Annotated in this window: 23 protein-coding genes and 1 pseudogene; 14 read left to right on the top strand and 10 right to left on the bottom strand. The window is 65.5% G+C overall.

Annotation, left to right across the window (positions count from 1 at the left end; all coding sequences use genetic code 11):
• Positions 1–2: 2 nt before the first annotated feature.
• The 3 genes from trpC to U5A58_RS37920 all read left to right on the top strand — a co-directional run bounded on the left by trpC (position 3) and on the right by U5A58_RS37920 (position 2,545).
• Positions 3–788 (top strand): indole-3-glycerol phosphate synthase TrpC, encoded by a 786-nt coding sequence (gene trpC / locus U5A58_RS37930; protein WP_321965159.1) that lies wholly within the window; start codon positions 3–5, stop codon positions 786–788.
• 10 nt (positions 789–798) lie between these two features.
• A complete protein-coding gene (locus tag U5A58_RS37925; RefSeq protein WP_321965158.1) occupies positions 799–1,425 on the top strand; it encodes a CYTH domain-containing protein in 627 nt (208 codons plus the stop codon).
• A gap of 145 nt (positions 1,426–1,570) precedes the next feature.
• Positions 1,571–2,545, top strand: a complete 975-nt coding sequence (locus tag U5A58_RS37920) for a uracil-DNA glycosylase (RefSeq protein ID WP_321965157.1) — start codon at positions 1,571–1,573, stop codon at positions 2,543–2,545.
• 100 nt (positions 2,546–2,645) lie between these two features.
• Here the strand turns inward: U5A58_RS37920 and U5A58_RS37915 are convergent, their stop codons facing one another.
• From U5A58_RS37915 to U5A58_RS37900, 4 genes are all read right to left on the bottom strand, one after another.
• Positions 2,646–3,242 (bottom strand): FMN-dependent NADH-azoreductase, encoded by a 597-nt coding sequence (locus tag U5A58_RS37915; protein WP_321915854.1) that lies wholly within the window; start codon positions 3,240–3,242, stop codon positions 2,646–2,648.
• Positions 3,243–3,421: 179 nt separating this feature from the next.
• Positions 3,422–5,212: a PDZ domain-containing protein gene (locus U5A58_RS37910; RefSeq protein WP_321965156.1), complete on the bottom strand. Its 1,791-nt coding sequence runs from the start codon at positions 5,210–5,212 to the stop codon at positions 3,422–3,424.
• 136 nt (positions 5,213–5,348) lie between these two features.
• Complete coding sequence (locus tag U5A58_RS37905) at positions 5,349–6,080, bottom strand: DsbC family protein (protein ID WP_321915856.1); 732 nt, start codon at positions 6,078–6,080, stop codon at positions 5,349–5,351.
• 176 nt (positions 6,081–6,256) lie between these two features.
• Positions 6,257–7,429 carry a UbiH/UbiF family hydroxylase gene (locus U5A58_RS37900; protein ID WP_321915857.1) on the bottom strand — a complete coding sequence of 391 codons (1,173 nt, stop codon included), beginning with the start codon at positions 7,427–7,429 and terminating at the stop codon, positions 6,257–6,259.
• A gap of 293 nt (positions 7,430–7,722) precedes the next feature.
• Here U5A58_RS37900 and ychF point away from each other — a divergent pair, with 293 nt between their 5' ends.
• The 3 genes from ychF to U5A58_RS37885 all read left to right on the top strand — a co-directional run bounded on the left by ychF (position 7,723) and on the right by U5A58_RS37885 (position 11,999).
• Complete coding sequence (gene ychF / locus U5A58_RS37895) at positions 7,723–8,817, top strand: redox-regulated ATPase YchF (RefSeq protein WP_321965155.1); 1,095 nt, start codon at positions 7,723–7,725, stop codon at positions 8,815–8,817.
• A 217-nt stretch (positions 8,818–9,034) separates the two neighbouring features.
• The gene (gene ettA / locus U5A58_RS37890; protein WP_028218401.1) at positions 9,035–10,699 is read left to right on the top strand and encodes an energy-dependent translational throttle protein EttA; all 1,665 of its coding nucleotides are present in this window, start codon (positions 9,035–9,037) and stop codon (positions 10,697–10,699) included.
• A gap of 148 nt (positions 10,700–10,847) precedes the next feature.
• Positions 10,848–11,999 carry a DUF748 domain-containing protein gene (locus U5A58_RS37885; protein WP_321965154.1) on the top strand — a complete coding sequence of 384 codons (1,152 nt, stop codon included), beginning with the start codon at positions 10,848–10,850 and terminating at the stop codon, positions 11,997–11,999.
• 27 nt (positions 12,000–12,026) lie between these two features.
• Here the strand turns inward: U5A58_RS37885 and U5A58_RS37880 are convergent, their stop codons facing one another.
• The 3 genes from U5A58_RS37880 to U5A58_RS37870 all read right to left on the bottom strand — a co-directional run bounded on the left by U5A58_RS37880 (position 12,027) and on the right by U5A58_RS37870 (position 14,846).
• Positions 12,027–12,650: an HAD family phosphatase gene (locus U5A58_RS37880; protein ID WP_321965153.1), complete on the bottom strand. Its 624-nt coding sequence runs from the start codon at positions 12,648–12,650 to the stop codon at positions 12,027–12,029.
• A gap of 43 nt (positions 12,651–12,693) precedes the next feature.
• Positions 12,694–14,508 (bottom strand): aminopeptidase P family protein, encoded by a 1,815-nt coding sequence (locus tag U5A58_RS37875; protein ID WP_321965152.1) that lies wholly within the window; start codon positions 14,506–14,508, stop codon positions 12,694–12,696.
• An 80-nt stretch (positions 14,509–14,588) separates the two neighbouring features.
• Positions 14,589–14,846: a hypothetical protein gene (locus tag U5A58_RS37870; RefSeq protein ID WP_321965151.1), complete on the bottom strand. Its 258-nt coding sequence runs from the start codon at positions 14,844–14,846 to the stop codon at positions 14,589–14,591.
• Between the two features lie 195 nt (positions 14,847–15,041).
• Here U5A58_RS37870 and U5A58_RS37865 point away from each other — a divergent pair, with 195 nt between their 5' ends.
• From U5A58_RS37865 to U5A58_RS37835, 7 genes and pseudogenes are all read left to right on the top strand, one after another.
• The gene (locus U5A58_RS37865) at positions 15,042–15,788 is read left to right on the top strand and encodes a response regulator transcription factor (RefSeq protein WP_321915922.1); all 747 of its coding nucleotides are present in this window, start codon (positions 15,042–15,044) and stop codon (positions 15,786–15,788) included.
• A gap of 27 nt (positions 15,789–15,815) precedes the next feature.
• Positions 15,816–17,102 (top strand): annotated as a pseudogene (gene hemA / locus U5A58_RS37860) (glutamyl-tRNA reductase); the annotation flags it as partial.
• Between the two features lie 189 nt (positions 17,103–17,291).
• Positions 17,292–18,374 (top strand): peptide chain release factor 1, encoded by a 1,083-nt coding sequence (prfA, locus tag U5A58_RS37855; protein ID WP_321965150.1) that lies wholly within the window; start codon positions 17,292–17,294, stop codon positions 18,372–18,374.
• Positions 18,375–18,387: 13 nt separating this feature from the next.
• Positions 18,388–19,242, top strand: a complete 855-nt coding sequence (prmC, locus tag U5A58_RS37850) for a peptide chain release factor N(5)-glutamine methyltransferase (RefSeq protein ID WP_321965149.1) — start codon at positions 18,388–18,390, stop codon at positions 19,240–19,242.
• A gap of 119 nt (positions 19,243–19,361) precedes the next feature.
• Complete coding sequence (gene grxD / locus U5A58_RS37845) at positions 19,362–19,673, top strand: Grx4 family monothiol glutaredoxin (protein WP_158758724.1); 312 nt, start codon at positions 19,362–19,364, stop codon at positions 19,671–19,673.
• A 145-nt stretch (positions 19,674–19,818) separates the two neighbouring features.
• Positions 19,819–20,442, top strand: a complete 624-nt coding sequence (locus tag U5A58_RS37840) for a UbiX family flavin prenyltransferase (protein ID WP_321965148.1) — start codon at positions 19,819–19,821, stop codon at positions 20,440–20,442.
• Between the two features lie 150 nt (positions 20,443–20,592).
• Entirely contained in the window at positions 20,593–21,387 is a 795-nt protein-coding gene (locus tag U5A58_RS37835; protein WP_321965147.1) for a class III extradiol ring-cleavage dioxygenase, read from the top strand.
• Between the two features lie 107 nt (positions 21,388–21,494).
• On the opposite strand, the gene U5A58_RS37830 is transcribed toward U5A58_RS37835, so the two are convergent.
• Positions 21,495–23,090, bottom strand: a complete 1,596-nt coding sequence (locus U5A58_RS37830; RefSeq protein WP_321915866.1) for an APC family permease — start codon at positions 23,088–23,090, stop codon at positions 21,495–21,497.
• 433 nt (positions 23,091–23,523) lie between these two features.
• On the opposite strand from U5A58_RS37830, the gene U5A58_RS37825 reads away from it, so the two are divergent.
• Complete coding sequence (locus U5A58_RS37825) at positions 23,524–23,727, top strand: cold-shock protein (protein WP_027797379.1); 204 nt, start codon at positions 23,524–23,526, stop codon at positions 23,725–23,727.
• A 194-nt stretch (positions 23,728–23,921) separates the two neighbouring features.
• On the opposite strand, the gene U5A58_RS37820 is transcribed toward U5A58_RS37825, so the two are convergent.
• A complete protein-coding gene (locus tag U5A58_RS37820; RefSeq protein WP_321965146.1) occupies positions 23,922–25,181 on the bottom strand; it encodes an Hsp70 family protein in 1,260 nt (419 codons plus the stop codon).
• A gap of 197 nt (positions 25,182–25,378) precedes the next feature.
• Complete coding sequence (locus U5A58_RS37815) at positions 25,379–25,981, bottom strand: nitroreductase family protein (protein ID WP_321915868.1); 603 nt, start codon at positions 25,979–25,981, stop codon at positions 25,379–25,381.
• Positions 25,982–26,144: the final 163 nt, after the last annotated feature.

Raw genomic sequence — 26,144 nt, 5'->3', positions numbered from 1 at the left:
TCATGAGTGACATCCTCGAAAAGATCATTGCGGTGAAGCGCGAAGAAGTGCGCGCCGCCGAGCAGAGCGCCCCGCTCGAAGAACTGCGTCTGCAGGCCAGCACGCGTGACTTGCGCGATTTCGTCGGCGCCTTGCGCGCGAAGCACGAGAACGGCCAGGCGGCCGTGATCGCCGAAGTGAAGAAGGCAAGTCCGTCGAAAGGCGTGCTGCGCGCAAACTTCCAGCCAGCCGAAATCGCGCGCTCGTACGCCGAAGGCGGCTCCGCCTGCCTCTCCGTGCTCACCGACGTGCAGTTCTTCCAGGGCAGCGTGGCGTACCTCGAAGCCGCGCGCGCCGCATGCAATCTGCCGGTGCTGCGCAAGGACTTCATCGTCGATCCGTACCAGATCGTCGAAGCGCGCGCGATGGGCGCCGACGCGATCCTGCTGATCGCCGCCGCGCTCGAGCCGGGCGAAATGCGCGACCTCGAGGCGCTTGCGCATTCGCTCGGTCTCGCGGTGCTGGTCGAGGTGCATGATCGCGAGGAACTCAAGCACGCGCTCACGCTGAAGACGCCGCTCATCGGCATCAACAACCGCAATCTGCGCACGTTCGAAACCACGCTGGACACGACCATCGGCATGCTCGACGACGTGCCCGAAGACCGTATCGTCGTGACCGAGTCGGGCATTCTCTCGCGCGCCGATGTCGAGAAGATGCGCTCGCTCTCCGTGCACACGTTCCTCGTGGGCGAAGCGTTCATGCGCGCCGAACATCCGGGCGCGGAACTCGCCCGCATGTTCTTCTGATTGCACGGCGATGGGTATCGAACGCGAAATCAAGCTCGCGCTTCCGCGCGGCCAGGTGGACGCGGCGCTGCGTCTTTTCGAGACGCGCGCCGGTAAGCCCGGTCACGCTATCAGGCTCGAAAACGTCTACTTCGACACGCCGGCGCTCGCACTCGCGCGCGCAAAGAGCGCGCTGCGCCTGCGCCGCGCGCCCGAAGGCTGGCTGCAGACGTTCAAGACCGTGGGTGTTGCGCAAAACGGGCTGCACGCGCGGCACGAATGGGAAATGCCGGTGGCGGGCGAAGCGCTCGAAATCGACCGGCTGCTGCACGAGTGCGATGAGGCCGGTGTGTCGACGGCGCTCTCTGATGCCGCTGCGAACCTGATCCCGCTCTTTCGCACCGACTTCACGCGCACGCTGTGGACGCTCGACGTCGACGGCGCACAAGTGGAAGCGGCCATCGATCAGGGCGAAGTCATCGCGGACGTGAACGGCGAAACGCGCCGCGCGCCGATCTGCGAAATCGAGCTCGAACTGAAGGCGGGCGACGAAGCGGCATTGCACACGCTTGCTGCCGAACTTGCCAAAGCGCTGCCAGGCCTCGCGCCGGACGACATCAGCAAGGCCCAGCGCGGGTACAAGCTGCGCGAAGGCTGAGAACGACGCGGCGCAACCTCGAAGCGCCGTGCTCCCTCAAAAGGGCGCTGTTAGTTGCATCATCAGCGCCGAAGCCGCAAAATGCCGCGCCGCCGCGCTCGCGCCGGATTGAATCGCCGCGCAATTGCTGCGACACTTGCCGCCCATGACCTCCACGAAACGCCCGCGCGTCGCGATGCCGGTGCAAGCGTCGCTGTTCGACGACGATCTGACCGACACCGCGCAAGCCACGCTCGACGAGCCGCCGCTGCCCGAAGTCGATCCGCGTCAGATCACGATCTTCTCGTTGTTCGGCGCCGACGAATTCCCCGCGCCCGCCCGCACGCACGCCGCGATGATTGCCAATACGCCCGCATCCGACGACATGTCCAGCCAACCCGCCGCGCCCCAGGCCACCATCGACACCACGCGACTCGAAGACCAGTTCGACGCGCTGCCCGCCGCCTGGCGCGAATTGCTCGCGCCGTTCATCGCGAGCGACGCCTACGCGCCGTTGTGCCGCTTCGTCGATGACGAGCGCGCCGCCGGCAAGACCGTCTATCCCGCCGATGTGTTCCGTGCACTGCGCCTCACTTCGCCCGATGACGTGAAGGTCGTGATCCTCGGTCAGGACCCGTACCACGGCGACGATCGGGGCACGCCGCAGGCGCACGGCCTGGCGTTCTCGGTGCCGCCCTCGGTCCGCCCGCCGCCTTCGCTGCGTAACATCTTCAAGGAGATCGCGGCGAGCCTCGGCATTCAGGCGCCCGCGCACGGCTGTCTCGACGCCTGGGCGCGCCAGGGCGTGCTGCTGCTGAACACGGTACTCACCGTCGAGCGCGCCAGCGCCGCGAGCCACGCGAAGCGCGGCTGGGAGCGCTGCACCGACACGCTGATCCAGCAACTCGCCGCGCGCCACGAGCATCTCGTGTTCATGCTGTGGGGCGCGCACGCGCAGAACAAGCGCGCGCTGCTCTCGGGTGCGCATTGCGTGCTGGAAGCGCCGCATCCGTCACCGCTTTCCGCGCATCGCGGCTTTCTCGGCTGCGGGCATTTTGCGCAGGCCAACGCGTATCTGGAGGCGCAAGGCCGCCAGCCGATCGACTGGCGATTGCCGGAGGAAGGCCTCGTGCTCGCTTGAGCAACGCAACGCGAAGCGACACACGATGAAAAAACGCCACGAGATCACTCTCGTGGCGTTTTTTCTTTTACAGCCGTCAAGCAGCCGTCAAGCGTGAGCTTTACGCCGCAGCGATCGCCTCACGCGCGCCCGCGAGCGCTGCGCTGGCTGCGTCCGGGCCCATGTTCAGGCCTTCGGCGTAGATGAAGTTCACGTCGGTCATGCCGAGGAAGCCGAGGAACGACTTCAGGTACGGCGTCTGGCTGTCGTGCGGGGTGCCTTGATACTTGCCGCCGCGCGCCGAAACGATGTGCACCTTCTTGCCGTTCACGAGACCTTCCGGGCCGTTCGCGGTGTAGCGGAACGTGATGCCGGCACGCGCGATCCAGTCGAAGTACGTCTTGAGCTGCGACGAGACGCCGAAGTTGTACATCGGCGCGCCGATCACGATGACGTCCGCTGCCTGCAATTCTGCGATCAGCGCTTCGCTGCGTGCCGCGATAGCCTGCTGCTCCGGCGTGCGCTGCTCGGCCGGCGTGAAGAACGCGCCGAGCACGGCGTCGTCGAGGTGCGGCAGCGGATCGGCTTGCAGGTTACGCGTAACGACTTGCGCACCCGGATTCGCTTGTTGCAGCTTGGCCGTCAGTTCGTTGACGAGCAGCGTCGACTGGGCGCCTTGCGAGCGGGCGGCGGAATTGATTTGCAGGATCGTGGTCATGGTGGCTCCTTCGGGTCTCAGTTGCGCAACGTTGCGCGAGTGAAGGCATTGTGTTTTTTTAACGCCCCCCGAAAAAGTAGTCCGCCGATGACGGATTGTTGCAGCGATAGAACAATCCCCGGCATGAAAAAACGGCGTGGGGCCAGGCGCCCACGCCGTTTCTGGCACTGCCGTGCGGCTTACGCCGCCAGCCAGCGGTCCCGCAGACCGCGCGCGGGCGCACGCTTGTCGGATGCGGCGAGCTTGTAGCGCGCGACTTCAGGCGCATCGAGGGTCAGACGCGCCACGCGAAGCTCGTCGCGGCGGAACGCGTGGATCTCGACCTTCGTGCCCGGCTGGTAGCGCGAGAGCAGTGCGTCGAGATTCGAGCCCGTCACGCGCAGGCCGTCGAGCGCGACGAGCGCGTCGCCGGCCGAAAGTCCCGCCTTCTGCGCCGCGCCGCCTTCGTAGACCACCGCGAGCGTTGCGTCCGCGCCGCCACGCAACCGTGCGCCGAGCGAGGGCTTGGCGCCGCGCTCCGGCTCACCTTCGAGCGTCACGCCGAACGGCTCGAACAGCGTCGCGAGCGGCAGGTCGCGCGTACCGCGCACGGCGTCGCTAAAGAGCGCGCCCAGTTCCACGCCCGTCGCCTCGGCAATCAGCGCCTCGACGTCGTCTTCGCCCACGCCCACCGGCTTGCCGCGATAGAAGTCGCGGCCATAGCGCTGCCACAAGAGGCGCATGACGTCGTCGAGCGATTTGCGGCCATTCGTCTGCGCGCGAATCGACAAATCGAACGCCAAAGCCACGAGCGAGCCCTTCGTGTAGTAGCTCACGATCGCATTCGATGCGTTCTCGTCCTGGCGGTAGTACTTCACCCACGCGTCGAACGAGCTTTCCGCGACGCTCTGCTTCAGACGCCCCGCGCCGCGCAGCACGCCGGCGATCGTCTTGCCGAGGAGGCCGAAGTATTCGTCCGATGAAATGAGCCCGCTGCGCGTGAGCATGAGGTCGTCGTAGTAGGACGTGAAACCTTCGAACAGCCACAAGAGCGAGGTGTAGTCCTCGCGCGTGAGGTCGTACGGCACGAATGCGGCCGGCTTGATGCGCTTCACGTTCCAGGTGTGGAAGTACTCGTGGCTGCACAGGCCGAGATAGGTGCGATAGCCGTCCGACGTCTCCGGCTTGCCCTTCACCGGCAGATCCGTGCGATTGCAGATGAGCGCCGTCGACGCGCGATGCTCGAGGCCGCCGTAACCGTCGCTCACGGCTTGCGTCATGAACACGTAGCGCTCCATCGGCGCGCGCTTCGTGCGCGGCTCGAACAGCGCGATTTGCGCCTCGCAGATCTTCTTCAGGTCGGCGGCAAGACGCTCGGTGTCGAGCGCGACCACGCGGCCCGCGATCACGATGTCGTGCGGCACGCCGTGCGCCTTGAAGCTCGCGAGCGTGAACTCGCCGAGCGTCACGGGATGATCGATCAGCTCGTCGTAATTCGCGGCCGTGTACTCGCCGAAGCCGTAACGCTTCGTGCCGCGCGCTTCCGTGAGCGCCGTGCCCACGCGCCAGTGGCGATACGCGTGACCGTCCGGACGCTGGATATCGACCGCGTGCTGCGCCTCTTCATGGCCGAGCGCCGCGAGAAACACGCTCGTGCCGTTGAAGAAACCCACCGTGTCGTCGAGGTGCGCCGCACGCACCGACATATCCCACGCATAAACCTCGTAGCGCAGCGTGAGCGCGCCCTTCACCGGCGCGGCCTGCCACGCGTGCTTGTCGGTCTTCGTCACGCGCACCTTGCGGCCGGCGTCGTTGAAGGCGCGCAGCGTGACGATGTTGCGCGCGAACTCGCGCACCATGTAGCTGCCCGGAATCCATACGGGCAGCATGAAGCGTTGACCGTCCGGCGCGGGGTCTTCCACGGTAAGCGTCACCTCGAACAGATGCGCGGCGGGATTCTTCGGGACGATGGTGTATCGGATCGGCTTCATCGGTGGGATCGGTGAGAGATGCGGTCAGCAGACGCTGCAATGCAATTTCAGTATGCCCGGCGCGCAAGAGCGGACAAAAAGCGCCAGGCAAAAAAAGCACCGGCCGCGAAAGCGGCCGGCGGGTTCGGGCGAGGCGTCAGTGCGCGCCGTTCAGTCCGCGTTCGAGCCGGTCGGCGCTGACCGCGCCGGGCAGGCGCGTACCGTCGGCAAGGATCACAGTGGGCGTGCCGGTCACGTTCATCTTCTGGCCGAGCGCGAGATTGCTGTCGATGGCGGCCGTGTCGCACGTGCCGGCCGCCGTGGGCGCCTTGCGGTCGACCATCCACGACTCCCACGCCTTCGCGCGGTCGGTCGAGCACCAGATCTGCTTGGCCTTCGCCGTCGAATCCGGCGAGAGCACCGGATACAGGAAGGTGTAGACCGTCACGTTGTCCACGGCCTTCAGCGTGTTTTCGAGTTGATGGCAGTACGGGCAATTCGGGTCGGAGAACACGGCCATCTTGCGCTTGCCGTCGCCCTTCACGACCTTGACCGCGTTTTCGAACGGCAGCTTCGCGAAATCGACCTTGTTGATTTCGTTCAGACGCGCCTCGGTGAGATTGCGGTGCGCCTTGGTGTCGATGAGTTCGCCGTTGAGCACGTAGTCGCCAGTGGCGTCGCTGTAGACGATTTGCGTGCCGAGGTTGATCTCGTAGAGGCCCGGCATCGGCGCCTTCGTGATGCCCTTGATGTCGCTGGCGTCGATGCCGAGGCGCGTTTGCAGCGCCGACCGGATCTTGTCGGTGGTCTGGTCGGCCTGAGCCGAGCAGCCGAGCGCCGAGGTGGCTACCGCGATCACGAGCGCGGCAATTCGAATACGCGTTTGCATGGGATGCATTCCTGATTCGCCCGCGCCGCGAGAGGGGCGACGCGCGCAGAGTTCCGTTGAGTGGCCGGGGCGGCATGCGCTGCGGCCGCGGCCAATACGGCCATTCTAAGCTGCACGGGCCTCGAGCAACCGAAATGCCTGCTCGAGGGGTCAATGAGCGCTAAAGCCTGAGAATATTAGCCGAGCGCCGAGGCCACGAGCCAGCGCTTGAGCAGCGGCTGCGCACCCACGAACGCCATGCCCGTGTTGCGCACCGCGCGCGCCAGCGTGCCGGGGAACGAGAAGAGCCGCTGCAGGCCGTCGGTGGCAACGACGAGCTTCTGGATGTCCTCGCGGCGGCTGCGTTCGTAGCGGCGCAGCAGCACGATGTCGCCGAGATCGCGGAACGCCTCTTTCTTCGTGACGACGTCGACGAGCGCGGCAACGTCGCGCAAACCAAGGTTCACGCCCTGTCCCGCAAGCGGGTGAATCAGATGCGCGGCGTCCCCGACCAGGGCAACGCGCGGCGCCACGAGCCGATCCACGGTTTGCAGCGAAAGCGGAAACCCGCGTGCAGCCGTGACGCACTCGAGCTCACCGAGCTGGCTTTGCGAAACGCGCTCGACTTCAGCGGCAAGCTGCTCCGGCTCGAGCTTGAGAAGCGCATCGGCGTGTTCAGTCTGTGCCGACCAGACGAGCGAGACGTGCTGATCCGGCAGCGGCAGCAAGGCGACGATCTCGCCCTCGCGGAACCACTGGTACGCCGTTTCGCCGTGCGGCTTTTGCGCGCGGAAATTGGCGACCACGCCGGTTTGGCGGTATTCGCGCCGCTCGACCTTCGAACCGATCTGCGCACGCACCCACGAATGCGCGCCGTCCGCGCCGATCGCGAGGTCGGCTTCGATCGTGCGGCCATTGGCGAGGCCGATCACGGCAGCGTCGGATTTCACGTCCAGCGTCTCGGCGCGCGTGTCGATCCACGCGAGATTGGGCTGGAAATTCAGCGCGGCGTCGAGCGCGCGCTCGATGACCGACGACTCGGCAATCCACGCGAGCTGCGCAACCGACGCCTGATACGCCGAGAAGTGCAGCTCCGCCGCAGCGTCGCCGAACACGCGCATGTCGTAGACGGGCGTGAGGCGCGCGGCGTCGGCGGCCTGCCAGACCCGCAGCCGCTCGAACAGCGCCTGCGAACTGCGCGAGAAGGCGTACACGCGCGCGTCGAACACGGCGCCCGCGGGCAGCGGCGCGCACGGCTGCGCGAGCAGCGCCACGCGCAGGCCGCCCTGAGTCAGCGCGAGTGCCGCCGACTTGCCGACGAGCCCGCCGCCGATCACGGCGACATCAAAGGTCTGGTTGCTTGCTGTCATGCGCGCATTATAGCCGCGGGCGCTTGTCTGACAGGGCCGGAAGGGCGCGGATGTTGCGACGCAGCAAGTCTTCGCAGGACGCCATCCCACGGGCACAGCGACGCCTGCGGCAAACCCTCACCCGGACGAGGTTACAATTACGGTTTTCGTGACTCCGCGCGAGCCGGTGTCACGCCCCCCGACGTGCCCCCTGCGCCGCCCCGCCCGCCGCTCCCGCTTTCGCGAGACGCCCGGCTCCGGGCCCTTCGCGCGCGGCGAGCCGCACGTCACCACCCTGACATGCAGAGATTTTCATGAGCCTCCAATGCGGCATCGTCGGCTTGCCTAACGTCGGCAAGTCCACCCTTTTCAACGCGCTGACCAAGGCGGGCATCGCGGCCGAGAACTACCCGTTCTGCACGATCGAGCCGAATGTCGGTGTGGTCGAAGTGCCGGATCCGCGCCTGAAGGCGCTCTCGGACATCGTCAAGCCCGAGCGCGTCGTGCCGGCCGTGGTCGAGTTCGTCGACATCGCGGGTCTGGTCGCGGGCGCGAGCAAGGGTGAAGGCCTTGGCAACCAGTTCCTCGCCAACATCCGCGAAACCGATGCGATCACGCACGTCGTGCGCTGCTTCGAGGACGAAAACGTGATCCACGTGGCGGGCAAGGTCGACCCGATCTCCGACATCGAAGTCATCAACACCGAACTCGCGCTCGCCGACCTCGGCACCGTCGAAAAGGCGCTCACGCGCTACTCGAAGGCCGCCAAGTCGGGCAACGACAAGGAAGCCGCGAAGCTCGTCGCCGTGCTGGACAAGGTGCGTGCGCAGCTCGACCAGGCCAAACCCGTGCGCGCGCTCGACCTGAACGAAGACGAGCAGGCGCTTCTCAAGCCGTTCTGCCTGATCACCGCGAAGAAGACGATGTACGTCGCGAACGTGAAGGAAGACGGCTTCGAGAACAATCCGCACCTGGACGCCGTGCGCAAGCACGCCGACGCCGAAGGCGCGCCGGTCGTGGCCGTGTGCGCTGCGATCGAAGCGGAAATCGCCGACCTCGACGACGAAGACAAGATCGCCTTCCTCGCTGACATGGGCATGGAAGAGCCCGGCCTCGACCGCGTGATCCGCGCGGGCTTCAAGCTGCTTGGTCTGCAAACGTATTTCACGGCCGGCGTGAAGGAAGTGCGCGCGTGGACGATCCATATCGGCGACACGGCGCCGCAAGCCGCCGGTGCGATCCACACCGACTTCGAGCGCGGCTTCATCCGCGCGCAGACCATCGCGTTCGCGGACTACGTCCAGTACAAGGGCGAAACCGGCGCGAAGGAAGCCGGCAAGATGCGCGCCGAAGGCAAGGAATACGTCGTGCACGACGGCGACGTGATGAACTTCCTGTTCAACGTGTAAGCGCAGTGGCGAGGCAATGCCAAAAAAGCCCGCTCGTGAGCGGGCTTTTTTACGGCTGAGCGCGCGAGAGCGCGGCGGCAGGCAAGCGTCACTCCCCCGCCGCCCGCGCCCCGTACAATAGCGCTTTGCGCGTCACCCCAATTCGCGGTTCCGACGCGGCGTACGTCGCGTTCGAGACACACTTCCGCCCCTTTTTCCCGTTTCCAAAGACACTCTCATGGCCCAATACGTCTTCACCATGAACCGGGTCGGCAAGATCGTGCCGCCCAAGCGCCAGATCCTGAAGGACATCTCGCTGTCGTTCTTCCCCGGCGCGAAGATCGGCCTGCTCGGCCTGAACGGCTCGGGCAAGTCCACGCTCATCAAGATCATGGCCGGCGTCGACAAGGACATCGAAGGCGAAGCCACGCCGATGCCCAACCTCAACATCGGCTACCTGCCGCAAGAACCGCAGCTCGACCCGGAAAAGACCGTGCGCGAAGCGGTCGAAGAAGGTCTCGGCGACGTGTTCAACGCGCAGAAAAAGCTCGACGAAATCTATGCCGCCTACGCGGAACCGGACGCCGACTTCGACGCACTCGCCGCCGAGCAGGCAAAGTACGAGGCGATTCTCGCGACGACCGACGGCAGCGCCGAGCAACAGATCGAAATCGCGGCAGATGCCCTGCGCCTGCCGGCCTGGGACGCGAAAATCGGCAACCTCTCGGGCGGTGAAAAGCGCCGCGTGGCGCTGTGCAAGCTGCTGCTCGAAAAGCCGGACATGCTGCTGCTCGACGAACCGACCAACCACCTCGACGCCGAATCGGTCGAGTGGCTCGAGCAGTTCCTCACGCGCTTCCCGGGCACCGTGGTCGCCGTGACCCACGACCGCTACTTCCTCGACAACGCCGCCGAGTGGATTCTCGAACTCGACCGCGGCCACGGCATTCCCTGGAAGGGCAACTACTCCAGCTGGCTCGACCAGAAGGAAGAGCGTCTGAAGCAGGAAGAAGCGACGGAATCCGCTCGCCAGAAGGCGATCAAGAAGGAACTGGAGTGGGTGCGCCAGAACCCGAAGGGACGTCAGGCGAAGTCGAAGGCGCGTATCGCCCGCTTCGAGGAATTGTCGAGCTCGGATTACCAGAAGCGCAACGAAACGCAGGAAATCTTCATTCCGGCGGGCGAGCGTCTGGGCAACGAAGTCATCGAGTTCAAGAACGTCAGCAAGTCCTACGGCGACCGTCTGCTCATCGACGACCTCAGCTTCAAGATTCCCGCAGGCGCGATCGTCGGCATCATCGGGCCGAACGGCGCGGGTAAGTCGACGCTCTTCCGCATGCTCACGGGCAAGGAACAGCCGGATTCGGGCGAGATCGTGCAAGGCCCGACGGTCAAGCTCGCCTACGTCGACCAGAGCCGCGACGCGCTGGCCGCCAACAAGACCGTGTTCGAGGAAATCTCGGGCGGCGCGGACGTGCTGACCGTGGGCAAGTACGAAACGCCTTCGCGCGCGTACATCGGCCGCTTCAATTTCAAGGGCGGCGATCAGCAGAAGATCGTCGGCAACCTCTCGGGCGGTGAGCGTGGTCGCCTGCATCTGGCCAAGACGCTCATTTCGGGCGGCAACGTCCTGCTGCTCGACGAGCCGTCGAACGATCTCGACGTCGAAACGCTGCGCGCGCTCGAAGACGCCCTGCTCGAATTCGCGGGCTCGGTCATGGTGATTTCGCACGATCGCTGGTTCCTCGACCGTATCGCCACGCACATCCTCGCGTTCGAAGGCGACTCGCAGGTCACGTTCTTCGACGGCAACTATCAGGAGTACGAGGCCGACAAGATCAAGCGTCTGGGCGAAGAAGCCGCGCGTCCGAAGCGTCTGCGCTACAAGCCGATCAGCCGCTAAGCGTGCTGGATCGATAGCAAACAACGGCGGCCCGCGGGCCGCCGTTGTCGTTTTGGCGGCGCGCGCGGCATGGCGGTTGCTCGAAAGCCGCTACGCTTAGGGTCACTTCGGGCCTGAACTCCCGGCCATTCTCCGCAAGGAATTCCGCATGGCGATGCCGCTGCGCAACCGTGTTCTCCTGATTGTGGCGATCGTCGTCGCGCTGCTCGTGCTCGCGGCGCTCGGCACGCTCTACGCACTGCAGCGCGAGGCAAAGGCGTACGTGGAGCGCGCGCTCGCGCCCGTCGGCACGGCCGCGAGCGTGAACGTGGCATTGGATCTCTCGTCCGTCGAACTCATCGACGTGCGCCTGAAGCCCCCGCCCCACTGGCCCACCGCCGACACGCTGCGCGCCGCGCGCATCACGATCACGCCCGACCTGCGCGCGCTGCTCTCGCACCGCGTGCATATTCGCGACGTGACCGTGAGCGACTTCACGATGACGGTGCTGCGCCAGGAAAGCGGCTCGATCCAGATCCTGCCGAACTTGCGCGAAGAAATGACGCAAAGCGACGCGAGCGCCGCGCAGGGAGGCACCAGCCTGCCTCAGGAAAAGGTCATCGACCACATCGGCTTGGAAAACGGCACATTCGACTTCTACGACCGCTCGGTGAGCAATCCGCCGTGGCGCGTCACGGTGAACCGCGCGCGGGCGAGCGTCGACAATGTCCATCTGCCCGCGCTGAGCGAGCCCACGCGCGTTTCGGTGACGGGCAATGTCGTCGGTCCGGAGCACACTGGACGCATGACGTTCAACGGCTGGATGCAGATTGCGAGCAAGGACTCGCAACTCCATACGACGTTGCGCGGCATGGATGTGCGCACGATCGATCCCTACCTGCTGAAAAAGGCTGGCGCGAAGGCCAACGTGACGGGCGGCACGCTCGACCTCGACCTGAATTCGACCGTGCGCGGCTATCACCTGCACGCGCCGGGCACGCTCACGTTGCACAACCTGCAACTCGCGGAAAGCGGCGACGCCGTGGACACCTTCCTGTCGATTCCGACGCGCGCCGCCGTGGCGGCACTGAAGGCGCACAACGGTGAGATCACGCTGCATTTCGTGCTCGAAGGCAACCTGCGCGACCCGAAATTCAAGCTCAACGAAAACCTGATGACGGAGTTGCGCGCAGGCTTCGCACAGGCGCTCGGCGTGAGCGCGGAAGGGGTGGCGAAGGGCGCCGGGCAAACCGCGAAGGGGATCGCCGACGCGCTGCGCAGCTTGCTGCAGCCGGTGGCGCCGGCGCCTGCATCGAAATAACGCGCAGGGGCGCGGACGCCAGCGCGGTTAGACCGGCAGGCCGAGTTCGCGCAGTTTCGCGTCGGTGGCGGCGTTGCTCGTGTGATGCACGCCATGCCAGCCGAGCGCGGTGGCGGCTTTGGCGTTGTGCGCGTTGTCGTCGATGAAAACGAGTTCCTCGGGCTTCACGCCAGGCAACTGCACGTCGATACGGCGAAACATCTCGTGGAAGATCGCCGGATCGGGCTTCACGAGCTTCACGCGGCCCGACACGACGATATCGCGGCAGCGGCGCAGGATGCCGAAGCGCTCCCACGCCCACGGAAACGTCTCGGCCGACCAGTTCGTGAGACCGAAGATCGGCACGCCCGCCGCCTCGAGGCGCTCGAAGGTGGCGACGCCGCCCTCGAGCAGCCCTGCAATCATCTCGTGCCAGCGCTCGTAGAATGCGCGGATAAGCGCCTCGTGCTCGGGAAACTTCGCGACCAGTTCCTCGGTGCCGACGGCGATGGGCTCACCGCCGTCCTGGCGGATCACCCAGTCCATCTTGCAGACGTTCGTGAGGAACCAGCGGCGCTCGTCGTCGTTGGGAATGAGCTTGCGATAGAGATGCTCGGGACTCCAGTCCACCAGCACCCCGCCGAAATCGAACACCACTGCCTTGATCGTCATGCGTTTGCGCTCCGCTTGAACACCCATTGATGACCAGAGGAAATCAGATCGGCTGCGTGCGCTTTTCGAGCCACGCGAGCGCATCGCCGCTCACGTGCGGCGCCACGCGCACACGCACCGTCTGGTGGTACGCATTGAGCCATTCACGCTCGTCCGCACGCAAGTGCGCCAGATCAATGCAGCGCGTGTCGATCGGGCAAAGCGTGAGCGTCTCGAAGTCGAGGAAGTCGCCGAATTCGGTCGTTTCGGCGCGCTGGTTCAGCACGAGATTCTCGATGCGCACACCCCACTTGCCCGGCCGGTAGATGCCCGGCTCGACCGAGGTGATCATGCCCTCTTCCATCGCGGTCCAGGGCTCGGCCGGCGCGTAGTGCGAGATGACCTGCGGACCTTCGTGCACGTTCAGGAAGTAGCCCACACCGTGGCCGGTGCCGTGGCCGTAGTCCGCACCCGCTTCCCAGATCGGCGCGCGCGCGATGGCGTCGAGCATCGGCGAGCGGATGCCGCGCGGGAACTTCGCGCGCGAGAGCGCCATCATGCCCTTGAGCACGAGCGTGAAGTCGCGCTTTTGCTCCGCGCTCGGTGTGCCCACGGGCACGACACGCGTGATGTCCGTGGTGCCGTCGAGGTACTGGCCGCCCGAGTCGATGAGCAGCAGGCCATTGCCTTCGATCACGCTGTGCGATTCGGGCGTGGCGCGGTAGTGCGGCATCGCGCCGTTCGCGTTGAAGCCGGCGATCGTCGCGAACGAGAGCGACTTGAAGCCCGCGCGGCGCGCACGCGCGGCGGAAAGCTTTTCGTCGATGGTCAGTTCGGTGATGGTCTCGCGGCCAAGCGCGGCCTCGAACCACGCGAAGAATTCGGCGAGCGCCGCGCCGTCCTGCTCCATGGTCGCGCGCACGTGATCGGCTTCTGCGGCCGTCTTGCGCGATTTGAAGAACGTGCTCGGATTGACCGACTCCACGAGCTTCACCGCCGACGCCACCGCCTGCAGCAAGCCGTACGTTACGCGGCGCGGGTCGACGAGCAGCGCGGCTTTCGCGGGCAGCGCCGCGAGCGCGGCGGCAGCCTCGGCATAGGGCGCGACGCGCACCTTGTCTTTCGCGAGCGACTGCACGAGCGCCTCGCTCACCTTGCCGTCGGCGACGAAAAGCGTCGCCTCGTCCGGCCCGATCAGCGCGTGCGCAACGAACACCGGGTTGTAGTTGACGTCCGCGCCGCGCAGGTTGAAGAGCCAGGCGAGGTCGTCGAGCGTGGAGACGAAGTGCCACTGCGCGCCCTTTTCTTGCATCGCGCGGCGAACCTGGTCGAGCTTGCCGGCGCGGCTCGTGTCGGCGTGCGGCGCGACGTGCTCGTACACGGGCTCGAGCGGCAGCGACGGGCGGCCCTGCCAGACGTCGTCGAGCAGATCGAGGTCCGTGCGCAGCGCGACGTCGCGCGCCTTGAGCGCATCGGCCAGCGCGCGCGCCGAAGCCACGCCGAGCACCGCGCCGTCCACGGCCACCGCGCCGCCCGCGCTCACGTTCTGCGCGAGCCAGTCGATGTGCGGTGCGCTCTGCTGGCCACCTATCATCTTCATGAGCTGGATGCCGGTGTCGGCCAGTTGCTGCTCGGCCTGCACCCAGTAGCGGCTGTCGACCCAAACGCCCGCGAAATCCTTCGTCACCACGAGCGTGCCCACCGAGCCGGTGAAGCCCGAGAGCCATTCGCGCCCTTGCCAGCGGCGCGGCAGGTATTCGGACAGATGCGGATCGGCGGACGGCACGAGGGCGGCATCCACACCGGCGCGCGCCATCGCGGCGCGCAGGGCGGCAATGCGTTCGGGAATCGAGGAGGTTTCGGGGAGTCGGGCGTTCATGTTTTCACCTGCGAAGAATTCGAAGCGGAAGATCTGGGTTTGGCCAAAGGCGGCGCCTTGGGCGGAGCGGCTGCGTGCGGCTAGCTCCAACGAGCGCGCAGCGCCATACACACACCCACGAAAACGAGCGCGAGTGCCGTGCAAAGCGGCCACTGGAGCAACTCGCCATCGTAGAAAAGACCGGTTGCACTGCCGGCCGCGTTCGCGAGCGCCGCACCGAGCACGCCGGCCACGGCCGCCAGCGCGAGCGAGTGGCGTGCGGCACGGCGCAGGGGATGGAGCCACCATCCCGCACAGCCCACCACCAGACCAAGAATGACAATACCGGTCCAGCCCATTAAAGACTTGTCCTATAGGTTTTCGGATAAGTCTGATAGGACTGCCGAAGCACGAGAGCTAGCATTTGCAACTTGGTTAGTCTCTTTTAAAACTGGAAAACGGTCGGCTCGGCGCTTCCCGCGTAGCGGTTGAGTGTAGGGGGCAGGATGGCGCAAGGCAAGCGCATCCGGGCCGCTCCAGCCGCACTCTCTCGTATGCGAATCGCCCTTGTCGAACCAGACGCCGGTCAGGCCGAAACCCTCGTCCGCCTGCTCATTGCGGGCGGGCACGCATGCCAGCACTTCCCGCTTGGCGCCCAACTCTTCGAAACCCTCGAAGACGAAACCTTCGACCTGTTGATCGCGGCATGGTGGTGCGGCGACGTTGGCGCTGACGACGTCATCCCCCAGGCGCGCAGGTTGCTCCCCGGTCTGCCCGCCATCGCCCTGATGCTCGCGCCCCATGAAAGCGAGATCGTTGCGAGCCTGCAGGCCGGTGCGGACGACTGCATCGCCAAGCCCGTGCGCGGCCCTGAAATGCTCGCGCGCATCGACGCGCTCCTGCGCCGCGCCGGCGTGCGCCGGCCACGCAACCGCGCCCGTCATGGCTTTGGGGACTACCTCTTCGATTCCGGGCGTTACGAAGTATCGTTTCGGGGTCACACCGTCACGCTCACGCCCAAGGAATACCGCTTCGCGCTGCTGCTCTTTACCAATGCATCGCGCCCCGTTTCGCGAGCGCGCATCCTCGAAACCGTGTGGAATCTGAACCGCGACGTTCGGTCGCGCACGCTCGACACACACGCCTCCCGCCTGCGCAGCAAATTGCAGCTCGGGCCCGAGTACGGCTGGCGTTTGACCACTTTGTACGGCTTTGGCTACCAGCTCGAAAGACTCCCCATATCACCTGCCGGAGTGTCGGACTCTGTCGACGCGAATGTCGGAAGCGAGGAAAAGTTATAATATCCGCCTAAATCTCGCCCCCATGGTATGCAGCTTCTAACGATCGGAATCAATCACCACACCGCGCCCGTCGCCTTGCGCGAACGCGTGGCGTTTCCGCTCGAACAGATCAAGCCCGCGCTCGCCCTGTTCAAGGAAGCGTGGTCCGGCAAGCGTTCGCTGAGCGCGCCGGAAGCCGCCATTCTCTCCACGTGCAACCGCACCGAGCTTTATTGCGCGACCGACGCGCAAAGCTCGCGCGACGCCGCCGTGAGCTGGCTTTCGCATTACCACGGCATCCGCGAAGAGGAACTTGCGCCGCACGTCTACACGCTGCCGCAGTCCGAAGCGGTGCGTCACGCGTTCCGGGTGGCTTCGGGGCTCGATTCGATGGTGCTGGGCGAAACGCAGATCGTCGGCCAGATGAAGACCGCGGTGCGCACCGCGACCGAAGCGGGCGCGCTCGGCACCTATTTGAACCAGTTGTTCCAGCGCACGTTCGCCGTGGCGAAAGAAGTGCGCAGCACGACTGAAATCGGTGCGCAATCGGTCTCCATGGCCGCCGCCGCCGTGCGCCTCGCACAGCGCATCTTCGACAAGATCGCCAACCAGCGCGTGCTCTTCATCGGCGCGGGCGAGATGATCGAACTGTGCGCCGCGCACTTCGCCGCGCAGCAGCCGCGAGAACTGGTCGTCGCAAACCGCACCGCCGAGCGCGGGCGCTATGTTGCCGAACGTTTCGGCGGGCGCGCCATTCCGCTCTCCGACCTGCCTACGCGCATGCACGAATTCGACATCATCGTCTCGTGCACGGCGTCCACGCTGCCTATCATCGGCCTGGGTGCTGTGGAGCGCGCGGTGAAGGCGCGTCGTCACCGCCCCATTTTCATGGTCGACCTCGCGGTACCCCGCGACATCGAGCCCGAAGTCGCCCAGCTCGAAGACGTGTTCCTCTATACCGTCGACGATCTCGGCACGATCGTGCGCGAAGGCAATGCCTCACGCCAGGCCGCCGTCGCGCAGGCCGAGACGATCATCGAGTCGCGCGTGGCGAACTTCATGCAGTGGCTCGATTCGCGCAGCATCGTGCCGGTCATCCGCCACATGCACACGCAGGCCGACTCGCTGCGTCGCACCGAGCTCGAACGCGCCCGCAAGATGCTCGCGCGCGGCGACGACCCGTCCGCCGTGCTCGAAGCGCTGTCGCAGTCGCTCACCAACAAGCTGATCCACGGTCCGACGCATGCGCTCAACACGTCGAGCGGCGATCAGCGCGACTCGCTCATCGAGCTGATGGGCGGCTTTTACCGCCACGGCCAGCCGGCCAAGGCAACCGAAGTCTCGCAAAGCGCATCGGACGTCACGGGCGCCTCGCGCTCCGCCGACTCCTCTGATTCGTCCGGTTCCTCCGACCGTTAGCGACGCCCGGGCTCGGGCGCGCGCCATGCGCACCCTGCACAACCGGGCCGCACGCCCGCCTCTTCTCTCTCGCAGTCCTATCCGGAGTTCGCTCCGCACCGCCCGATGAAAACGAGCATGCAATCGAAGCTCGACCAGCTGACTACACGCCTGGCCGAGCTAAACGACCTGTTGAGCCGTCCCGACGTGACCTCGAACCGCGATCAGTACCGCAAGCTCACGCGCGAGCATGCTGAACTGGGGCCGGTGGTCGAGCACTACGGCCAATGGCGACAGGCCAAAGACGACGAGGCCGCGGCGAAAGACCTGCTCTCCGACACCTCGATGCGCGACTTCGCCGAAGAAGAGGTGAAAGCCGCGCGCGAGCGCATGGCGCAGCTCCAGCACGAATTGCAGATGATGCTGCTGCCGAAAGACCCCAACGACGACCGCAACGTGTTCCTCGAAATCCGTGCGGGCACGGGCGGCGACGAGTCTGCCCTCTTCGCGGGCGACCTGCTGCGCATGTATCTGCGCTACGCAGAGCGCAATCGCTGGCAGATCGAGATGATGTCGGCGAGCGAGTCGGATCTCGGCGGCTACAAGGAAGTGATCGTGCGCATTGCGGGCGAGGCGGCGTACTCGAAGCTCAAGTTCGAGTCGGGCGGCCATCGCGTGCAGCGCGTGCCCGCCACCGAAACGCAGGGCCGCATCCACACGTCGGCCTGCACGGTCGCGGTGATGCCGGAAGCCGACGAGATCGGCGAAGTCGAGATCAATCCCGCCGACTTGCGCATCGATACGTTCCGGGCCTCAGGCGCGGGCGGCCAGCACATCAACAAGACCGATTCGGCCGTGCGCGTGACGCACCTTCCGACCGGCATCGTCGTGGAGTGCCAGGACGACCGCTCGCAGCACAAGAACAAGGACCGCGCGCTCAAGGTGCTCGCCGCGCGCATCAAGGACAAGCAGTACCAGGAGCAGCACGCGAAGGAAGCGGCCACGCGCAAGAGCCTCGTGGGCTCGGGCGACCGCTCGGAGCGCATCCGCACCTACAACTTTCCGCAGGGGCGGCTCACCGATCACCGTATCAACCTCACGCTCTATCGCCTCGAAGCAATCATGGACGGCGACCTCGGCGAACTGATCGGCGCGCTCGTTTCCGAGCATCAGGCCGAGCAGCTTGCGTCGCTGGGCGACGCGGATTGAGCGTGCATCAAACATGAGCGAAGCCGTTACCGCTGAGGCGCTGCTGCGCGCCTCGCCGCTGCCCGCGCTGGAGACGCGCATTCTGCTGATGCACGTACTCGGGTGGCGCCGCACCGAACTCATCACGCGCGGCGACGAAGCGCTTGAAACGAGCGCCGTCGCGGCCTACCGCGACCTCGAAGCGCGCCGCGCGCACGGCGAGCCGATCGCGCAACTCGTCGGCGCGCGCGAGTTCTACGGCCTCGACTTCGACGTGACGCCCGATGTGCTGATTCCGCGCCCCGATACCGAGGTGCTCGTGGAAACCGCGCTTGCGGCGCTCGAAGGCATCGCACAGCCGCGCGTGCTCGACCTCGGCACCGGCAGCGGCGCGATTGCGGTGGCGCTCGCCTCGGCAAGGCCCGATGCGCGCGTCTGGGCCGTCGACCGCTCGGCGGCCGCGCTCGACGTGGCATCGCGCAACGCCGCCAAGCTGCTCGACGTGGGGCGCCCCGGCGGCCCGCTCGCGTTCGTCGCGGGCAGCTGGTACGACACGCTCGATCCGGCGCTGCGCTTCGAGGCGATCGTGAGCAATCCGCCCTATATCGCGAGCGGCGACCCGCATCTGGAGCAAGGCGACCTGCGCTTCGAGCCGCGCGGCGCGCTCACCGACGAAGCCGACGGCCTCACCGCCTTGCGCGCGATCGTCGCGGGCGCACCGGCCCGGCTCGCGCCGGGTGGCGTGCTCTGGATGGAGCACGGCTACGACCAGGCGGCCGCTGTGCGGGCGTTGCTGGAAAGCGCCGGATTCACGGACGTGCGCTCCGAGCGCGATCTGGCCGGGATCGAGCGCATCAGCGGCGGGCGTCTTCCGTTGCCGGCTGGCTGAGCGCAACCAGGCGCATTTGAGCGCAACGCTGGCCACGCCCGGCCCGCTCAGGCGAAATCCGCTATCATTTCATCCTGCATTCCAACGTATTCAGCATCAATTCAATCGCAAGGTCAGTCATGGACACCCAACAACGCATCAAGCAGATCGTCGACGAAAACGCCGTCGTCCTCTTCATGAAGGGCAACGCGCAGTTCCCGATGTGCGGCTTCTCCGGTCGCGCGGTGCAGATCCTGAAAGCCTGCGGCGTCGATCAGTTCAAGACCGTCAACGTGCTCGAGGACGACGCGGTCCGCCAGGGCATCAAGGAATTCTCGAACTGGCCGACCATCCCGCAGCTCTACGTGAAGGGCGAGTTCATCGGCGGCTCGGACATCATGATGGAGATGTACCAGAACGGCGAGCTGCAGCAGCTCTTCGCCGCGGCGTAAGTGCCGGCAACGGGGCGGCATCGGGCGCATTGCGTGGCGCCCGCGCCGTCCCGAGCGCACGGCGCGCTACGCCGGCGCTAGTCTTGAGGCGCCTTCGCCTCGACCTCACCTCGCCTTCGCTTCGACTCCCGCCTGACCGCCTGACGTGAATACTGCCTCCCAAGCCTCGCCTGCTATCGCACAACTGCCGCAACGCCGGCTGATCGTCGCGATCACGGGGGCCACGGGCGCGATTTACGGCGTTCGCATGCTCGACATGCTGCGGCGGCTGGGCGGCGTCGAAACGCACCTGCTCGTTTCCGCCGCGGGCTGGCTCAACATCCAGCACGAGCTGCAGCTCACGAAGGACGATCTGCACGCGCGCGCCGATGTCGTGCATTCAGTACGCGATGTCGGCGCGACCATCGCTTCGGGTTCGTTCGCGACCGACGGCATGATCGTCGCGCCCTGCTCGATGAAAACGCTCGCGAGCGTCGCCCATGGCCTCTCCGACAATCTGATCGCGCGCGCCGCCGACGTCACGCTCAAGGAACGCCGCCGTCTCGTGCTGCTCGTACGCGAAACGCCGTTCAACCTCGCGCATCTGCGCAACATGACGGCCGTGACCGAAATGGGCGGCGTGATCTTCCCGCCGCTGCCGGCGTTCTACAACCAGCCGGCTTCGATCGACGAGATGGTCGATCACACGGTCGCGCGCGTGCTCGACCTGTTCGCGCTCGGGCCCGCGCTCTCGCCCGCCTGGCCGGGGCTGCGCGGCGGCGACGAGTAAGCGCCTGCCGCATCTTTCTGCGCCGCTTCGATTATCAATATCGGCGACACAATCAATTCCCTTTCGGCCCGTTTAATTCGCGACGGTTGGGTCTTATATTGATCGCAATACGATACTTTTGAACCGCCCCGGCGCGGCCAGCCCACGATCATGACTACCCGCACGCCTTCCCTTTTCCTCTCGCACGGTGCGCCTACGCTGCCGATCGACCCGTCGCTGCCTTCTGGCGGCTTTACCGCGCTCTCGCAGCATTTGCCGCGTCCGCAGTCGGTGCTCATGCTTTCCGCGCATTGGGGCACGATGCGCCCCGCGGTGAGCACCGCCTCGCAGCCTGAAACCATCCACGACTTCTACGGCTTTCCGCGCGCGCTGTACGAAATCCAGTACCCCGCGCCGGGCGCTCCCGAGATGGCGCAGCGCGCAGCGGCGCTGCTGCGCGAGCAAGGCGTTCCTGTCGATGAGCAAGCGCATGGCCTCGACCATGGCGCGTGGGTGCCCATGCTGCTGATGTTCCCCGACGCCGACGTGCCCGTCGCCCAGCTTTCGGTGCAGCCACGCGCCAACGCCGCGCATCACTTTGCGCTGGGCCGCGCGCTGCGCTCGCTGCGCGACGAAGGCGTGATGGTGATCGGCTCGGGCCAGATCACGCATAACCTGCGCGAGGCGGACTTCTCGGCGCGCCCGGAAGATGCCGATCCGCGCGTGGCCGAGTTCACGGAGTGGTTCGAGAATCACCTCGCCGCGCGCGACATCGACGCATTGCTCGACTACCGCCAGCGTGCACCGCACGCCGTGCTCATGCACCCGACCGACGAGCATCTGCTGCCCGTCTTCGCGGCGCTCGGCGCGGCCGACGACGACTACACACTCGGTGTGCAGTCGCTCGGCACCTACCAGCGCGCGCTCGCGATGACGAACTACGTGTTCGGCAGCGCGGTGCAGTAACGCCGCGGCGAGCCGCCACACTGGCTCGCGCTTGCTCAAAAGGCAAAAAAGCCCGCCTGAATCGCTTCAGGCGGGCTTTTTGTATTGCGCGACGCTTGGTTTGATACTTAGTGCGCGCCGATACCTTCGAGGACTTCGTCGTGCTCCTCGCGTTCCGCGAGGTACGGCGAGCGGTAGCCCGAATTCACGCCCCAGTAATAGAACACGAGCGAGATCAGCGCGACGACGAGCATGTCCCAGCCGTAGGGAAGCAGACCGCTGCCGCCGAACTGCTTGCTGCCGAGCAGCGAGAGCAGCGCCATGATCGGCAGGTACGCACACAGCCACCATGCAGCCTTCAGATCCTGGCCCCAGCCTTCATAGCCCTGCTTGCCCTGGAAGTAGAAGTACACCGGCAGCGCGACGACCATCAGCAGAATGATTTCGCCGGTCAGCGGCCACTTCGCCCAGTACAGGATCATCGAAGCGCAGACGAACGCGAACGGCGCGATCACCTTCATGAACGGCACGTTCAGCGGGCGCTCGATGTCCGTGGCGGCGCGCTTGAGCGCCATCAGGCTGATCGGGCCCGTCAGGTACGAAATCACCGTCGCCACCGAGATCACTGCCGCGAGCGAGCTCCAGCCGCGGAAGAAGAACATGAAGATGAACGAGACGAGCAGGTTGAACCACATCGCGTTGCGCGGCACGCCGTAGAACGGGTGCACGTTGCCGAACATCTTCGGCATCGTGTTGTTGCGCTCCATCGCGTAGATCATGCGCGAGGTCGTCGCCATGTAGGTCGTACCGGTGCCGCTCGGGCTCACGAACGCGTCCACATACAGCAGGATCGCGAGCCAGTTCAGGTTCAGCGCGATCGCGAGTTCCGCGAACGGCGACTTGAAGTTGAACGTGTTCCAGCCCTTCGCGACGTCAGCCGGATTGACCGCGCCGATATACGCGATCTGCAGCAGCACGTAGATCACGAGCGCGCAGAGGATCGAGCCAATGACCGCAAACGGCACGCTCTTGGCCGGGTTGCGCGCTTCGCCCGCGAGGTTGATCGGGCTCTGGAAGCCGTTGAACGCGAACACGATGCCGCTGGTGGCAACCGCCGTGAACACCGCCGACCAGCCATACGGCGCGAACGTGGTCGTCTGGCCGAAATTCTCGTGGTGGAAGCTTCCAGCCATCAGGCCAATGATCGTCAGACCCGGGATGATGAACTTGAAGATCGTGATCGCGCTGTTGGCACGTGCGAACAGCTTCACACCCCAATAGTTGAGCATGAAGTAGATGATCACGAGAATCGCCGAAAGGCCGAGCCCTGAATGCGTCAATGACCCGTCGACGAAGAGCGCGTGCGCCCAGTCATAGGGCCAGGTACTCATGTACTGGATCGAGGCTTCGGCTTCGATCGGGATCACCGAGACAATGGCGATCCAGTTGGCCCACGCGCTGATGAAGCCCACCAGTGCGCCGTGCGAGTAGCGGGCGTAACGGACCATACCGCCCGACTCCGGGAACATCGCACCGAGTTCGGCGTAGGTGAGCGCGATGGCCAGAATGACCACGGCGCCGATGATCCAGGCGCAAACGGCCGCCGGGCCTGCAATCTTCGCCGCCTTCCACGCGCCGAACAGCCAGCCCGAACCGATAATCGACCCAAGGCCGGTGAACATCAGCGCGAACGGGCCGATGTTCCGTTGAATAGAACTTTTCACGTCTTCTCCTGTTTCAAGAGCAGCTCGACAACGCGTTTATCCCGTCTGTTGTGCGGGCGGGTTTCCCGCGGTTGTCGTACCTCCACACGAAAGATTGCGCCTGTAGGCGCAACTTCAGCGCGGCGCGTAGTTTAACCGGTTGCACCACGGAAGGGCGCCAAAAACGACGGCCTAATACAAAAAAGTCATTTGCTTATCAAGGTTTGTAAGGGTCAGTTTCGACCCTGTAGCAAAAAAATACGAACTTTCCCGGGGACCTAGTTGACCTTCATGGCGTTTAGCCGTATAAAGTTCGGGCAGGATTTCAAGCGGCGAGTGTGAATAGGTCTTTCGTAGTTCGCCCATCAACGGTACTCCGGCTGGTCCCATACCCCTTCCTTGATTTTCGTGCACCTCTCGGGCTTCGGCCTTCATTCATTTTTAGGAAAGTAATATGGAAACCGGTACCGTCAAGTGGTTCAATGACGCTAAGGGCTTTGGCTTTATCACTCCGGACGGCGGCGGCGAAGACCTGTTCGCGCACTTCTCGGAAATCAAGGTTGACGGCTTCAAGACGCTGCAAGAGAACCAAAAGGTTCAATTCGAAGTCCGCACGGGCCCGAAGGGCAAGCAAGCTGCCAACATCAAGCCGGTCTAAGTACTGCGCTTATTGGTCTGCTAAGGCATTTAGGATCTGAACGCAGCTTCTGCGAAGTTCCTGACTAGCAAGCTTACCGAAAAACCCCACGCTTCTTCTCGAAGGTGGGGTTTTTTCTTGCCTGCGTTTTTCAGAACGGATTTTCAACGGGGATCAGATTCCCCGCGCGTTCAGCCGCGCATTCAGCCGCGTATTCAGCCGAACAGGCGCTGCGCGTGAATGCCCAGGCCCGTCGCCACGCTGGCAAGACGGTCGCCGAACACGGCCTGCGACTGCGGAAACGCCTCCGCCAGCGCCTGCGTCAGGAATACGAGGCCGGTGGAGCCGCCCGTGAAGTAAAGCGCGCTCACCTGCCCGGGCGCCACACCCGCCGCCTGCACCGTTTCACGTGCGGCCTGCACGATGCGCCGCGTCTCCTCGCGGCCCGCCTCGACGAGTTGCGCGTCGCCGAACGCAAGGCGCAGATCCGTCTCGACCGCCTCGAGGTCGATCATCGTCTCCCCGCCCGCGGAAACACCGATCTTCGCCTCCTCGGCGCGCGCCGTGAGCGCGTGCCCCAGCCGCTCGTCGACCACGCGCATCAGCCGGTCGTGTTGACGCGTGTTCGGGTACAGATGGCGCATGAGCTTCAGCTCGGTCGCGCGCTTGGGCGTGTAGATCGTGTTGATGAGGTGCCAGGTCGCCAGATCGAAATAGATGCGGTTCGGCACTTCGCGGCCCTCGGGATCGAGCGACTGGTAGCCCAGTTCGCGCAGGATGGTCGCGAGTTCGACGCGGCGGTCGAAGTCGGTACCCGCCACGTGCACGCCGTGGTGCGCGAGCACGTCGTCCTTGCGCTCGAGGCGCGACATACGATCCGGCCCCACACGCACGAGCGAGAAGTCCGACGTACCCCCGCCAATGTCGGCTACGAGCACGAGCCCTTCTTGCGCGAGGCGCGACTCATAGTCGAACGCCGCCGCAATCGGCTCGTACTGGAACTCGATTTCCCGAAAGCCCACGCGGCGCGCCGCCGCTTCGAGCTGGTCCTGGGCGAGCTTGTCGGCGCGCGGGTCTTCGTCGACGAAGAAGACGGGGCGACCCAGCACAGCACGCGTGATGGGCGCACCCGAGCAGCGCTCGGCACTGCGCTTCAGGTGCTCCAGGAAGATCGTGATGATCTCGGTATAAGGAATCGCGCTGCCGTCGCCGAGGTCGGTCGTGCTCTCGGCGAGCGGCGAGCCGAGGATGCTCTTCATCGAGCGCATCAGCCGGCCGTCGAAGCCGTCGATATAGGACGCAAGCGCCGCACGCCCGAATTCGCGCGTGTGTTCGTCGACGTTGAAGAACACCGCCGTGGGCAAGGTGGTGTGCGCGCCTTCCACCGGCGCGAGGCGCATCGCGCCGTCGGCCGCTGCCGGGAGCGCCACCGCCGAATTGGAGGTTCCGAAGTCAATCGCGCAGAAGCTGGTCATGGCAAGAGCGCGCCGCAGCGAATGCGCGCGCAAGAGAGGAAAGGTCGGGGGGATCGGCTTTGTAGCACGAAAGCGCGGCGCGCGGCAACCGCAGGCCCATGATGCGGCCCCGGAAGTAAAAAACGCGCGGGCCGCGCCGCGCGTTTTTGCTCAGTTCGATAGCCTGCTGCCCGCATGGGCGTGGGGCTACGCCCGGCTCAGCCCTTGAACGGGTGCTTCCAGCCATTCTCGTAGGCGATCTCGCCCACCGCCGAACGCGTGCGCTCCGCCTTCTCGCGATCGCGCAGCACCGGTTCCAGCTTCTCGGCTTCGCCGTAGTGGCCGATCGAGATGATCGACAGCGGCTCCACGTCGTTCGGCAGCGCAAATTCCTTGCGGAACGCCTGCACGTCGAAACCGCTCATCTGGTGCGCGGCGAGGCCCAGCGCATGCGCCTGGAGCACGAGCGACATCGCCGCCGCACCTGCGTCGTATTGCGCCGTGCGGTTCACTTCCCCCTTCGCGTTGAGCGTCTGCGCCGTCACGGCGATCAGCACCGGCGCCGGCGCGTTCCACTGCTGGTTGAACGGCACGAGCGTCGAGAACGCGCGCTTGAACGCGATTTCGTCGGCGCTACGGTCGAACACGATAAAGCGCCACGGCTGCAGGTTGTAGCCCGAGGGCGCCCAGCGCGCCGCCTCGATCACCGCGTGCAGCGCCTCGCGGCTCACCGGCTCGCTCGAATAGGCGCGCGGGCTCCAGCGCCCGGCGATGAGTTCGTGAATGGGCACGGCTGTCGGTGCGGGTTTGTGCTTCGTCATGCCTTGTGTGTCCTTGGGGTGGCGGGCGGCGTGCCCGGGGGTCACTAGAATAACCGCAGCGCGTGAAATACGCTCAAACGCAACGGGCGACGCTCATGCGTCGCCCGTTGGGATTCGCCGAAGTGCGAACCGGCGCGTTGATGTCGCGGTCCGCGTGCGCGTC

Origin of the sequence: Paraburkholderia sp. J7 (assembly GCF_905220155.1) — a bacterium.
GTDB lineage: Bacteria > Pseudomonadota > Gammaproteobacteria > Burkholderiales > Burkholderiaceae > Paraburkholderia.
The sequence above is the reverse complement of the archived record's forward strand: the minus strand, read 5'-3'. Positions and strand labels throughout refer to the sequence as shown.